The organism is Segetibacter koreensis DSM 18137 (assembly GCF_000374045.1).
Taxonomy (GTDB): domain Bacteria; phylum Bacteroidota; class Bacteroidia; order Chitinophagales; family Chitinophagaceae; genus Segetibacter; species Segetibacter koreensis.
In genome coordinates, this window is sequence record NZ_KB893348.1 from 216,661 (window position 1) to 229,554 (window position 12,894).

General features: G+C 36.5%; 12 protein-coding genes. 7 read left to right on the forward strand and 5 right to left on the reverse strand.

Annotation, left to right across the window (positions count from 1 at the left end):
- Nucleotides 1–22: 22 nt before the first annotated feature.
- The 4 genes from B154_RS0120350 (at nucleotide 23) to B154_RS0120365 (ending at nucleotide 3,371) form a co-directional block, all read left to right on the forward strand.
- A complete protein-coding gene (locus B154_RS0120350) occupies nucleotides 23–511 on the forward strand; it encodes an RNA polymerase sigma factor (RefSeq protein WP_026260329.1) in 489 nt (162 codons plus the stop codon).
- 46 nt (nucleotides 512–557) lie between these two features.
- Nucleotides 558–1,655 carry an anti-sigma factor family protein gene (locus B154_RS0120355; RefSeq protein WP_157580891.1) on the forward strand — a complete coding sequence of 366 codons (1,098 nt, stop codon included), beginning with the start codon at nucleotides 558–560 and terminating at the stop codon, nucleotides 1,653–1,655.
- A gap of 64 nt (nucleotides 1,656–1,719) precedes the next feature.
- Nucleotides 1,720–2,565: an outer membrane beta-barrel protein gene (locus B154_RS29250; RefSeq protein WP_157580892.1), complete on the forward strand. Its 846-nt coding sequence runs from the start codon at nucleotides 1,720–1,722 to the stop codon at nucleotides 2,563–2,565.
- A gap of 236 nt (nucleotides 2,566–2,801) precedes the next feature.
- A complete protein-coding gene (locus B154_RS0120365; RefSeq protein ID WP_157580893.1) occupies nucleotides 2,802–3,371 on the forward strand; it encodes a L,D-transpeptidase family protein in 570 nt (189 codons plus the stop codon).
- Between the two features lie 2 nt (nucleotides 3,372–3,373).
- Here the strand turns inward: B154_RS0120365 and B154_RS0120370 are convergent, their stop codons facing one another.
- Entirely contained in the window at nucleotides 3,374–4,327 is a 954-nt protein-coding gene (locus tag B154_RS0120370; RefSeq protein ID WP_018616200.1) for an alpha/beta hydrolase, read from the reverse strand.
- A gap of 144 nt (nucleotides 4,328–4,471) precedes the next feature.
- Nucleotides 4,472–5,743, reverse strand: a complete 1,272-nt coding sequence (gene serS / locus B154_RS0120375) for a serine--tRNA ligase (protein ID WP_018616201.1) — start codon at nucleotides 5,741–5,743, stop codon at nucleotides 4,472–4,474.
- Between the two features lie 667 nt (nucleotides 5,744–6,410).
- Here serS and B154_RS0120385 point away from each other — a divergent pair.
- A complete protein-coding gene (locus B154_RS0120385; RefSeq protein WP_018616204.1) occupies nucleotides 6,411–8,213 on the forward strand; it encodes a BatD family protein in 1,803 nt (600 codons plus the stop codon).
- A gap of 72 nt (nucleotides 8,214–8,285) precedes the next feature.
- Here the strand turns inward: B154_RS0120385 and B154_RS0120390 are convergent, their stop codons facing one another.
- The 3 genes from B154_RS0120390 to B154_RS0120400 all read right to left on the reverse strand — a co-directional run bounded on the left by B154_RS0120390 (nucleotide 8,286) and on the right by B154_RS0120400 (nucleotide 10,501).
- The gene (locus B154_RS0120390; RefSeq protein WP_018616206.1) at nucleotides 8,286–8,996 is read right to left on the reverse strand and encodes a response regulator transcription factor; all 711 of its coding nucleotides are present in this window, start codon (nucleotides 8,994–8,996) and stop codon (nucleotides 8,286–8,288) included.
- 8 nt (nucleotides 8,997–9,004) lie between these two features.
- Nucleotides 9,005–9,859, reverse strand: a complete 855-nt coding sequence (locus B154_RS0120395; protein ID WP_245542631.1) for a sensor histidine kinase — start codon at nucleotides 9,857–9,859, stop codon at nucleotides 9,005–9,007.
- Between the two features lie 183 nt (nucleotides 9,860–10,042).
- A complete protein-coding gene (locus tag B154_RS0120400; protein WP_018616209.1) occupies nucleotides 10,043–10,501 on the reverse strand; it encodes a gliding motility lipoprotein GldH in 459 nt (152 codons plus the stop codon).
- Between the two features lie 224 nt (nucleotides 10,502–10,725).
- Between B154_RS0120400 and B154_RS0120405 the strand changes: the two genes are divergently transcribed.
- Together B154_RS0120405 and B154_RS0120410 are read left to right on the forward strand one after the other, a co-directional pair.
- Nucleotides 10,726–11,472, forward strand: coding sequence for an acyl-CoA desaturase (locus B154_RS0120405; protein WP_018616210.1), 747 nt, complete (start codon nucleotides 10,726–10,728; stop codon nucleotides 11,470–11,472).
- A 306-nt stretch (nucleotides 11,473–11,778) separates the two neighbouring features.
- Nucleotides 11,779–12,840 (forward strand): NAD-dependent epimerase/dehydratase family protein, encoded by a 1,062-nt coding sequence (locus B154_RS0120410; RefSeq protein WP_018616212.1) that lies wholly within the window; start codon nucleotides 11,779–11,781, stop codon nucleotides 12,838–12,840.
- Nucleotides 12,841–12,894: the final 54 nt, after the last annotated feature.

Here is a 12,894-nt window from a genome sequence, read left to right on the forward strand (position 1 = left end):
TACCAGAAGCCTACTGCTGTTTATGACGGAGCAACAATATAATGAGTGTGTTAACATGTATGCAGACAATGTGTACCGATTTATAGTGAAAAACCTTCGCCATGAAGAGGATGCACGTGATATAGTACAAACTGCGTTTGAGAAGATGTGGCGAAACAAAGATGCAGTGGACAATGAAAAAAGCAAATCGTACCTTTTTACTGTAGCCTATAACCAGATGATCGATCACGTAAGAAAAGTAAAACGGGTGCACTTGACAGAAGATTTTTCGGAAACGAGCCAAGGAGTTCAATACCAGGTTAACAAAAACGTGCAAAAAACGTTGCAGGAAGCATTGAACCGTTTGAATGAAACACAGCGAAGCCTGGTTATGCTTAAGGACTATGAAGGGTACAATTATGAAGAAATAGGCCGGATAACAGGACTGAACGAAAGTCAGGTGAAAGTGTACCTGCACAGAGCGAGGATAACATTGCGAAATTATTTAGTGAGCCAGGAGAATGTGATATAAGTTAATGAGGAGATGGTTGAGCTGAAAAACATTAAATACGAAAACAGTGATGATTAACAGACATAATTATGAAGAGTTTTTTCTGTTGTATGTAGACAAAGAACTTGATGCGGAGGGGTTTGCAGCAGTTGAAAGTTTCGTTAGCCAAAATCCTGACCTTGCTAAAGAACTGGATATTTTGCAACGGGCAACCCTTGAAGACAATACAGTTTTATTTACCCAAAAAGAACTTTTATATAAAAAAGAGGACAGTATATCCATCCATAATTATGAAGAATATTTTTTGCTAGGTGCAGATAATGAATTGAATGAACAACAGGCTGCAGAAGTTGAAAATTTCGTTTTAAAACATCCGGAGCTGCAAAATGAATTTACAATACTGCAAAAAACAAGATTACATCCTGAGGTAGTTGCATTTGCAGGCAAGGAGAAATTGTATCGGAGAGAGAAAAGCGTAAGAAGAATTGTACCATTGGTTTGGGTGAGAATGGGGGTGGCCGCCGCTATTGTTGGCATTGCTTATATTTCTTTTATAAACATCACCGATACCAACAGCAGTGCTAAGAATCGGATGATAAATTCTAAAAGAACAACTGCAAAAATTGTTGTAGAAAAAAATAAGGCAGATAAAGCTCAAAAACTTGTAACAGAAAATCCACTGGCATCGTTAAACACTACAAAGGAAAGAACTGATAAGGTAAAAAAGTTACCAGCAAATAAAGCCGCGTTTCAAAAAGTTCGTAATCAAAAGGTTGAAATAATTGAAAACAAGCAAGAATCGGTTGCTACTAATGTAAAAAAACCTGAAAATAAGATTGAGCAACAACCGGTAGTAAATATAGGAACAGTTAAAAAGGAGCCAGAACTTGCTGAGGTACCTATAGAAAAGAACCATTTTAGCGATAACAATAATACTTCTGGTTTAGTTAATCCCAGCGAAAAAAACGCTGTAATGATAAATGAACCAATTGTTAAAGAAGAGAAGCCGCTGGCAACTCACGCTGTATACCTGGAAACTGACAATGTGGAGGAAGAAAGAAATGTATATATAGGGTCGGCCGAAATAAATAAGAACAAACTAAAAGGGCTTTTAAAAAAAGCATCCGTTTTTTTAGATAAGAAGATCCGCAGAAACGACGAATAATAAAATTGATAGCATCAACACCAAAGAAAAGAACTCTACACTACAACCAAATTATCAAAAAGCAATGAAAAAGATTTACATGATTCTCGCAACCTTGCTGGTTGCCCTGGCAGGATTTGCACAAACCGACACTACTAAAAGCATTACGGATACAACGCAAAACAGAGGTGACACTCTTGTAGTTGGAAATTTTATTATCATTAAAAAGAACAGGGATAATAGAACAAATAAAATTTCTATAGAAAAGAGACCATATACACCTTCGAAGCTAAAAACCAATTGGTGGATTTTCGATCTTGGTTTTGCCAATATCAATGATAAAACAAATTATGCAAGTGCTGATGCACAAAGCTTTCTACATACGATAAGGCCTGGAGATAAGCCAATAACTAAAGATGACCTGAAACTGAGAGCTGGTAAAAGCTCAAACGTAAACATATGGGTTGTTATGCAGCGGCTTAACCTTGAAAAAGGCTATGTAAACCTTAAATATGGGTTAGGGGTCGAAATGTTTAATTTCCGGTACGAAAGCAATATAAGTTATAATAAAAATCCTGTCTATATTTTCAGGGATACCGTCAATTTTTCTAAAAACAAATTATATGCAGCTTATGCGTCCGTTCCTTTCATGTTAAATATAAACACAAATCCGGGTCACAACGGACTAACCTTTAGTGCGGGAGTAAGCGCAGGTTACCTGATTGGAAGCCATAATAAACAAATAAGCGGCGAAAGGGGTAAAGTAAAAACCAAAGGAGACCTTGGCCTGGAAAAATTTCGCCTTGCCTATATTGGTGAGCTTGGCATCGGCCCAATTCATCTTTATGGAACTTACAGCATCCATAAATTGCACGAAAATGGTCTAGAGCAGTACCCCTACAGCATTGGGATAAGATTTAGCAACTTTTGATCGGTAAAACTTTAAAAAAACAGAGAGCTGCCTTGCGCTGCTATGAAATTATGAGGTACAAGTGAGTGACACAACGGAAGTCGATAATTGAACTAATGCTGTGTCCAAAAAAGATACTATTTTTCTTGGAGTTAATAACTTTGCAGGTGATTTTTAATTATCAACATGCTTCGCCCAATGCGGCAGCACAGGGCTAAATGCTTCGTAAACTTTTGTGAAATGTAGAAACGATTTAAATGTTCTTGGTAATTTTCCATCAAAATAAAATTATTACAAGGAACAGTATGATGCGGCTTCGTTTCATTTTAATTCTTGCTGTTGTTTTGGTTGTAAACACTTCGTTTTATACTGGAAATAACAGCAAGAGTGCTTATTATATAGTTATTGACAAAAGTGATTACGAATTAAATGTGTATGACGCGCAGGGGTGGCTGGTAGCTTTTCCCGTTGTTTTTGGAAACGATGACCAGGGAGATAAATTAGTAGCGGGCGACCGAAAAACGCCTGAAGGTTCATTTACAATTGTAAGCAAAAGAATACATAACAAGTGGTGCCGTTACATGGGCCTCGACTTTCCTACTGCCGCTGATATTAATAAATTTAATTTGAGAAAGCAGCAGGGATTGGTACCGCCATATGCAAAGGAGGGTGGAGGTATAGGCATACACGGAACATGGCCACACGAAGAAAATGCCGTGGACCAATATCAAAACTGGACAGAAGGCTGCATTAGTATGAAAAACGAGCATGTAAAGCAGTTATACAACATGATACCAATCGGAACAAGGGTTATTATTCAAAAATAGTTTTAACTGTTTTTATTTAAAAAAGATTTTATCGACTTCAGCCATTTTTCAGGCTCATTTTGCAGCAAGCTTTCGTGGCCACTGCGATTATAGATAACAAGATGTTTTTGTGTAGTTGCAATGTTTTTATAAACACTATCTATTTCGGGCTCAGTTACGCGTACATCTTTTTTTCCCCATTGTAAAAGTACTGGTACGTGTATGTTTTTAACATACTGTGTCGGTGCAAGATGATAAGTCCAAAACCCCTGCTCCACTCCCCCCCAAAAAATAAGTAAGTCTGTCAAGGGTTGAGACGGTAAATGCATTATCCGCAGTTTCCCTTTTACAGCATCTTTTAAAGATCCAAATGGCATTTCTAAAATTACTTTAGAAGGATGAATGTCTGGATAATCTGTCATTGCTTTAGTGATAGTTGCGGCTCCTAAAGAGATACCATAAAGAATAATATTTTTTTCTCCTTTGGAAACAACGTAATCATAGGTCGCCTTTACATCCGCCGTTTCATGAAAACCTATAGTGCAGGTGTTACCTTCGCTTTTACCATGCGCTCTAAAATCGGTCATGCAAACATTATAACCAAAATTGTGGAAAGCATTTGCTTCAGTTACTATATTGCTTCTACTTCCTCCATGGCCATGAAATAAAATTACGGTACCCCTTGCGCTGTCTTTTGGGATATACCATCCCTCCAGCAAAAAGCCATCACTTGTTTTGATATGAAAGGTTTGATAAGCATAACCGGGTTTGCTATTGATTTTAGCCTTATAATAATCAACTCCAAACAAAAGAGCTTTTGCCTCATCCCAGCCTGACATTAACTCATATTTTTTATTTGCCCCCGTTTTATTATCGTAAAAATGGGTGAATTTGTAAGCATGAAAGGCGACAATAACATTTAAAGAAAGCACAAGTGTCACTACAGTGGCTCCTATTCCCTTAAATAATTTCTTCATAAAATGAGATTTTTGAAATTATTAATAATGTTTAAAAGATAATGGGCGGAGTTTGGAGAAAGTCCAGCATTTCCCAATATAATAGACAACAAAGGCATACAGTACGTTGTATGCCTTTGCTATAAAATTTATTTAAAATATGAATTACATAATCCACTCTGCACCGAAGTATTGATGCAATGCTGGTGGTAACATAATTCCGTTTGCCTGTTGATTATTTTCAAGGAGGGAAGCAACAATTCTTGGTAAAGCAAGAGAGCTTCCATTTAAACTATGGGTAAGTTGTGTTTTACCGGCCCCATCTTTAAACCTGCACTTCAGGCGATTAGTTTGAAAGTCCTGGAAATTACTCACACTGCTAACTTCAAGCCAACGGCCTTGTGCTGCGCTATATACTTCAAAATCGTATGTGATAGCACTGGTAAATCCCATATCTCCACCGCATAAAAGCAATATCCGATAGGGCAGATCAAGACTTTTTAATAGTTTTTCTACATGATTTACCATTTCTTCAAGAACTTCATCACTTTTGTCAGGGTGAACAATTTGTATAATCTCGACCTTCTCAAACTGGTGTAAACGATTTAGTCCTCTCACATCTTTGCCATAACTGCCAGCCTCTCTTCTGAAGCAGGGTGAATACGCAGTCATTTTTACTGGTAAATCAGCTTCTTTTAAAATAGTATCTCTGTATACATTTGTTACCGGAACTTCGGCTGTAGGTATAAGGTAAAAATTATCAGCAGCTGCATAATACATTTGGCCTTCTTTATCGGGCAACTGCCCGGTACCGTAGGCGCTTTCTTCATTTACCATAAAAGGAGGAAGATATTCGACATAGCCGGCAGAGGTATTAAAATCTAAAAAATATTGTACAAGCGCTCTTTGAAGCTTTGCACCTTTTCCTGTATATACGGGAAAACCGCTACCCGTTATTTTAGTACCTAATTCAAAATCTATGAGTTTGTATTTAGTTGTAAGTTCCCAGTGGGGTAACGCAGCCTCCTCAAGTGTGGGTTTTACGCCTCCTTCCCGCACTACAATGTTGTTCTCAGGAGTTTTACCTTGTGGTACCTTGTCTGATGGAAGGTTTGGAAGTAAAAGTAGTTTTTCGGTTAATCGCTTTTCTACATTGGTCATTTCTGTTTTCAGGGGATCAATATTAGTTTTTAAAGTTGCTACTTCAGCTTTTAAGGCTTCCGCCTCGTGTTTTTGCCCCAATCGCATAAATTGACCAATCTCTTTAGATGCGCTGTTTACTCTTGCCTGCGTATTATCAAATGCAGCCTGCACTTTTTTTCTTTCATCATCTAAAGCAATTATTTCATCCACCAGTCCTGTTTGTGTAAAATTTTTTATAGCTAGCCTTTCAATCACTTTATCCCGGTTTTGCCTTATATAATTAACCTGTAGCATAAATTGTAAAATTTGCCGCAAAGATAACAGTTGAAGAAGTGCGGAGGTAGGAAATAGACGAATAAAGAATTGTGCAATTCATCGCCTACAGTCAAGTGGTTTTAAATTTTTAAAGCGAAAAAAATTTAAAATAAAATGAACTAACGTTTGTTAGTTCAAAAATTATATTGTTTATTTGTGTCCGAATTATCACAGTTCAAGCGCCTCTAACGAAAAATTGCTTTATATAAGATTGTTTGCTGTATGATATAAATTTTCTGCGATTGTATTTTGCTTTTTTGAAATTTAAAGATTTTAACAGTTTACGCCTTTAACGATTGTTACTAATGCTGTATGAAAATTTTCCTTTTGTAATTGCTATATGATAAGGGAAGGATTTTGAAAAAAGCATGCTGCTTTATGCGTCATGCTTTTTTTTTGTTCATAAAACTTTTGATTGTATCCTTTTTAGACAGTAAAAAACCCGTCTTCTTTATTAAGCTCTTCATATCTGCCGCTCTACTGTTTCTATAATTTTTTAATTGATCCATAAAGTACAATGGGTTAAAATTTTCTGCGAATAACCGCGTTTAATTCTCTTCTGTTTTATATTCATTTTTTTAACTGTGACTTAACCGCTATTCATCTGTTAGGCTATTAGTAAATACTACATTTGCTATAATCCGTTATGAAACTATTGAATAGATATATATTTTTAATCGTTCTGCTGTTTTCTAAAGTGTCTTTTGCGCAATCTTTCATTACAAAGGTTTCTGCTACCACTATTGGTAAAAATGATGTTTTACAAATAGAATATGAAGCAAATGATGTAACAATGGAGCAATTTGTTCTACCTCACTTTAATAAGTGGACAGTTGTATCGGGGCCAAATTTGAGCAGCAGTACAATGAAGGCAGGAAAAGTTATAAAACAGCAAATCGTGTACTCAGTTATAGTAAAACCAAATGCTGTAGGGTCACTTATGGTGGCCGGAGCAACAGCACTAATTAATAATAAACCTCAAAGAAGTAATCCGGTGGCTATACAGGTAAAAAGCGTAGCCCATATAACAGGAAGCCAACTGCCTGCGCAGGCTCGGTCACGCTCTCTTTTTGACCCGTTTACATTGGAAGATGAAGTTCCTGCCACTCAATATTTAAAGAAAGGCGAAAAGGCTATTGATAAAATAAAAAATAATATTGTAATAAGGCTTGAGGTAAATAAGCGTAGTTGCTATGTAGGCGAACCGATATTGGCTACTTATAAGTTATGTACAAGATTAAGATCTAAATCAAAGGTAATTAAGCAACCTCAGTTTAACGGCTGTACCGTAGTGGAACTGACGGGTGAAGACCAGGACCAGCATGTTGAAAAAATAAATGGAGTTCCCTACAACGTCTTTGTTATAAGAAAAGTACAGCTAATGCCTCTTGAGGCGGGTAAGCTCGTTCTACCCCAGACAAGTGTGGAAAACAGGGTGTCTTTTTATAATGCTGACAAAATAAGCTATAGAGACTTGTATTATGAACCACCCCAAGTACCGGTGGAAGAACAATTAGTAACATTGCAAAATAAACCGGAAACAATTGAAGTGAAAAGTCTGCCTGCAATTCCGTCTGTTAGTAATACTGACTTTAGCGGCGCTATCGGCAACTTTGATGCGGCAATTGCAATTAAAGAAAATAACATAACAACAAATACTACAAATCATCTGCTTTTTGTAATAGAAGGTGAAGGTAATATACAGCAGGTAAAAGCACCGGTAATAAAATGGCCTAATGGCATTGAGGTTTTTGAAACAACTGAACAAACCGATGAAGATAAGTCAGGCTTTCCGGCCAAATTCAAAAAAACGTTTTCATTTCCTTTTATTGCAAATAACAAAGGAACTTACACATTTCCTCCTGTACAATTTACCTATTTTGATCCTAATGCCAATCGGTACGTTACGAAGGCTACCCGTGCATTTACACTTCCTGTTAAATGGGGAAAAAAGACGTTTTTTCAGTCTTCCAACGCTTCAAACGACACTTGGGGCTTCAAGGAGCGGTTATATATATTATTAGGTGGAGGCCTCGTGGCTGTGCTGATAGGTCTTATATGGTTTAATGGAAAACAAAAACCCCGTACCCAAGCTGCGCCTCCGCCTATTATTACGCAAGAAGAAAAGCGGGAAGAAAATGTAAAACATGATTCTTCTGAATTTTTATTTGCCATAAGGGCATTGCAGCCTGATAATGACAGTTCTTTCTTTTATAAACAATTAAGCAAAAACTTGTGCTCTTATATCAATAGCAAGTTCGGTATTGAGATTGAGCAGTTGCCACTCTATATAGAACAGCATCCGGAACTTGCGGCCCCTCTGCAACAAATGCAGGAATTAAGTGACGATTGTAGTTTGGGTATGTATACTCCCGTCTTTACAATTGAACAGGCAATGCAACACCGGTTAGAGGCAATAGAGGTTTTGAACAAGCTTGAAAACCTGTAAGAAGCATAAAGAAGGGTGACTTTGGATCAGGAGGAGAATCGATGCGAAACGAAACATTTGAAACCTTTGCAATTACTCGGTATATTTATAACCAACTCCTCTAACCGAATGAAAAAATACAGGATTGCGGCTGTCTTTCTCGAAGTACTTTCTAAAGTTTAGAATAAAATTGTCAATAGTGCGTGTAGTAGGAAATACATTATATCCCCATACTGATTGTAATATTTTTTCACGGGTCACCACATCATTCCTGTTTTCTATCAACAGTTTCAGCAGCATTGCTTCTTTTTTGCTTAATTCAATCGTTTTGTTATTCCACGTAGTGGCGACTTGCGCTTTAAAATCAACCTTATTATTTCCAAACTCATAGGTGTCACCTATTGTTTCCTTATCATTTAGCTTCTTATTCTTTAAAATTAGTTTGTCAACCCGCAATAAAAGCTCTTCTAAATTAAAAGGCTTCACCATGTAGTCATCCGCGCCCTTTTTTAGGCCCAGCACCCGGTCTGCGCTCGAGTTTTTAGCACTTAGTATAAGAATAGGTACTTCGTTGTTTTGTATGCGTATCGTTTCTGTTACAGCCACACCATCCATCTGAGGCAACATAACGTCCATTATTATCAAATCAAAATATTCATCTTTTACAGCCTTTAAAGCTTCATTACCATCGTAGGCAGAGGTAATTTCATAACCCTCCAATTCCAGGTTCAGTTTCAATGCATCATGCAGGTTTTCTTCATCTTCAACCAACAAAATGTTGGCTTTGCTTTGCTCCCTTATCATACTATTTGTTATACATTAAAGGTAACGGTAAATACAGAACCGTTACTATCATTATTTTCGACAGTTATTTCAGCATTATGATCTTTTGCAATCTGCTTACACAAATATAAACCAAGTCCTGTTCCTTTTGCTGTTCGTGTAGCCTCATTGCCAACCCGATAAAATTTGTCGAAAATTTTACTTCTTTCTTCTTCTGCAATTCCGGGCCCTTCATCTTTTACCCTGAAATGTATTCCTCTTTTATCTTTATGTAAACTGATAGCAACGGCAGCATTTTTGGGAGAATATTTAAGCGCATTTTCTATGAGATTACTCATCATCATTTCTAAAAGCAGCTCTTCTCCTGCAACGAATAAATTTTCATCGAACGTTGCTGAAATATTCCGCGCGGAATTTCTGACACTAAAATCTGTATAAACCCTTTTTGCCAGTTCACTTATATTCACCTCATTTTTAGAAATTTTATACTCACCTGCATCAAGCTGTGAAGCAAGTAAAATATTATTGCACAAAGAGTTTAACCGGTTAACCTCCTGCAGGGTTATACCGATTAACTTTTGCTGCTGTTGTTCTTCAAACCTTCTTTTTTGCAAGGTTTCAAGATTTAGGCGTGCAACTGCAATAGGAGTTTTTAATTCGTGAGTAACCGCCATCATGAAATTTTGCTGCTGATGCGATAAAGTTAGCTGTCGACGGGTGGCCCGGTACACAAAAACTGCTCCTAGTAATATCAGGGCTAAAAAAGTGATTCCTTCTCCAACATATTGAGAAGTTTTTCTTTTTTTCTCATCAAGGATAGCGGTTGCTTTATTATAATAATTTCTTTCATCGTGCCTCAACTCACTCAGCAGGAGATCGGACATTTTAGTATTTTGCTGTTGTAGGGAAATAAACCACCAAACCAACGCTGCAACAATATACGTTAGCAGAAACCAGTAAACAACAATGATAAGTTTAATTCTTTTTGTTTTTAACATACAAGCTCACAAGTGGAAGTTACGATCGTGTTTCGAAAAAGGTTCATACTATCATATTTGTGAAGTTATCTATTTTACCTTTTCGACCCTTATACCAACATTCATTATATGTTCCAAAGGATCTTCCCGCATATCCTGCTGTAGTATGAATGTGTATTTACCTCTCTTTAAAGGAGCAGGCTTGTCATTGAAAGGAATCCGATGTTCAAAAACATCATCCATTCCGCTGCCCAGCCACCCTTGTTTATTATTGCCTAAAATAAATTCACGCCTTATAGTATCCACAGTTGCGGGACCTTTTACAACTAGCTTAACCCAGATGTTATTATAATTGTATGCGTCTTCATGCCTTAATACCAGTAAAATTTTATATAGTGAAGTAGTGTCTTGTATTTCGAAAGTAAAAGAAGGTCTCTCCGCACTTTTCCAATTATGAGTTTTAAAAGCAGTTGTTTTTTCAAAGATATCAATTGTCTGGCACGACGCTAAACCGACTATCAGTAGTAATACAAATAAGTACTTGTTCAAATATTTATTTTTTACAAAGATAAAAGGCCAATCGGTATACCAAGATAGAAGTTTTTGTGGTTAAAAGAACCAAAACTCCCTTATTCGTATATTGTTATTTCTAATATTTATACACCAATTCTCTTTTTCTCAATTCGCTTTAACAAAGCTTAGCCGAATAATTATACGTTTTTTGGCTTGATACTTGTACTTTTGCAACTTAAATTATTTTTAAATTAGTTGTAATGTTTGCTATTCTTATTTTCTTCTTTGCTCACTGGTTTTTGTCATTGTTTTTTCACACGTTTTTTCTTCACCGGTATGCCTCTCATCAAATGTATACTACAAGCAAGACGTGGGAAAAAGTTTTTTATTTCCTAACCTGGTTTACGCAAGGTTCTTCATTTCTTGTACCCCGCGCTTATGGTGTAATGCACAGAATGCATCATGAGTATAGCGACACAGAAAAAGATCCTCACTCTCCTCATTTTTTCAATGATGTGGTGCAGATGATGTTGCATACAGCAAAAATTTACCAGGCATTTCTGACTAAGGAGAGATTGCCTGAAGAACAGTTTACAAGGGAATATTTGCCTATATGGGATAAATTGGACAGGATTGGATATAGCTGGATTACAAGATTAATTTTTGCAGCTGGTTACATAGCTTTTTATGTAGCTTTTGCTCCTTCATATTGGTGGTTTTTGTTGCTTCCGTTCCACTTTTTAATGGGCCCTATTCAAGGCGCTATTGTAAACTGGTTTGGTCATAAACTGGGTTACCAGAATTTTAATAATGGTGATCACTCCAGAAACTCAACTCCATGGGGTATTTTTCTTATGGGGGAATTGTTTCAAAACAATCACCACTATGCCAAAGACAGTGCAAATTTTGCTAAGAAGTGGTTTGAGTTCGATGTTACTTATGTAATAATGAGAGGCATGCATGCACTACGTATCATCAGGTTAAAGCCTGTTGCCATTAGAAGATAATTTCTTCAATAAATACTATTTTATTTCCTGTTTTCAATTAACTTAACTGTAACTTGAAAACAGGATTTTTTTTATAATCAACGTTTGAAAGACAGTAATTCTTACGAATATTTATCAGTTTTGTAATAAAAGTTAGACGTTGGCACTAGGTGCGATGAAAGTTCTGATAGGCCTATGAAACAACATTAAAATAAAATTAGTATACCACGTTCGCGGAGAATAATACAAGCTGTTAAACAATCATGTTTATAAAAAGTTTTTATTAATCGACGTAAACAAAATTTGGTTACTATCTTCATTTTCTGAATGAGTGAAAGTGAAAAATATCAATATAAAAATCCTGGCTCCTCTAATACTCCCGGTGTTAAAGACAGTGGATGCGTTTTCGTAACAGGGGCAACAGGATTGGTAGGCTCTCATCTTATTGATGAATTAACGACAAAAGGCAAATCTGTAAAAGCTTTATACAGAAGTCAAATGCCAGGTATAAGAAATAAAGACACGGTTGAATGGATAAAAGGTGACATTCTTGATATTGTTTTTCTCGAAGAAGCATTACAAAATGTTCATCAGGTATATCATTGTGCTGGTATTGTTTCATATGATCCGCGGCAGAAACCCCAGATGTTTGCAACAAACGTAGAAGGTACTGCTAATGTTGTTAATGCATCCATTTATGCAGGGGTAAAAAAATTATGTTTTGTTAGTTCAGTGGCAGCTTTGGGGCAAAAAAGAAAAGGTGAGGAAATAGATGAAACTATGGGTTGGAGCGAAGAAACGCATAACAGCAATTACGGCAGAAGTAAATACCTAGCAGAGATGGAGGTTTGGCGGGGCATTGGTGAAGGGCTAAATGCAGTAATTGTAAATCCTGCAATTATATTAGGTGCAGGAGATTGGAATGAAGGATCTACAAAAATATTTAAAACGGCATTTGAAGAATTTCCATGGTATTCACAGGGCAAAACAGGCTTTGTAGATGTAAATGATGTTGTACGAATAATGGTACAATTAATGGAAAGCAATATAGGTGCTGAGCGCTTTATTATAAGTGCTGAAAACAGGAAATACAGAGATATTTTTACTGCCATTGCAAATGCTTTTGGCAAGGCACCTCCTTATAAAAAAGTTACTCCTTTTATTGCATCCTTGATATGGCGCCTTGAAGTGTTGAAATCAATGTTTACAAATGAAGGTAGTTTATTAACAAAGGAAACTGCGCAGTCAGCACAAGCTGTAGTAAGCTATAATAACAACAAACTAAGAAATAACCTTCCCTTTTTTGAGTACACACCTTTAGAGGAAACAATTAAACGTGTTTGCAAAGAGTTGCAGGAAAAAAATTTTCCTCAAACGGTTTCTGGCTAACCTGCTTTTTACGACAAATGATTGAGATTAAGGATAAGGAGGCGATAAAAATAA

What these genes read in the sequence shown, in the direction of transcription:
- B154_RS0120350 (WP_026260329.1), top strand. Translation starts at nt 23, where the DNA reads ATGACGGAGCAACAATATAATGAGTGTGTTAACATGTATGCAGACAAT.
- B154_RS29250 (WP_157580892.1), top strand. Translation starts at nt 1,720, where the DNA reads ATGAAAAAGATTTACATGATTCTCGCAACCTTGCTGGTTGCCCTGGCA.
- B154_RS0120365 (WP_157580893.1), top strand. Translation starts at nt 2,802, where the DNA reads ATGTTCTTGGTAATTTTCCATCAAAATAAAATTATTACAAGGAACAGT.
- B154_RS0120370 (WP_018616200.1), bottom strand. Translation starts at nt 4,327, where the DNA reads ATGAAGAAATTATTTAAGGGAATAGGAGCCACTGTAGTGACACTTGTG.
- serS (WP_018616201.1), bottom strand. Translation starts at nt 5,743, where the DNA reads ATGCTACAGGTTAATTATATAAGGCAAAACCGGGATAAAGTGATTGAA.
- B154_RS0120385 (WP_018616204.1), top strand. Translation starts at nt 6,411, where the DNA reads ATGAAACTATTGAATAGATATATATTTTTAATCGTTCTGCTGTTTTCT.
- B154_RS0120390 (WP_018616206.1), bottom strand. Translation starts at nt 8,996, where the DNA reads ATGATAAGGGAGCAAAGCAAAGCCAACATTTTGTTGGTTGAAGATGAA.
- B154_RS0120395 (WP_245542631.1), bottom strand. Translation starts at nt 9,859, where the DNA reads ATGTCCGATCTCCTGCTGAGTGAGTTGAGGCACGATGAAAGAAATTAT.
- B154_RS0120405 (WP_018616210.1), top strand. Translation starts at nt 10,726, where the DNA reads ATGTTTGCTATTCTTATTTTCTTCTTTGCTCACTGGTTTTTGTCATTG.
- B154_RS0120410 (WP_018616212.1), top strand. Translation starts at nt 11,779, where the DNA reads ATGAGTGAAAGTGAAAAATATCAATATAAAAATCCTGGCTCCTCTAAT.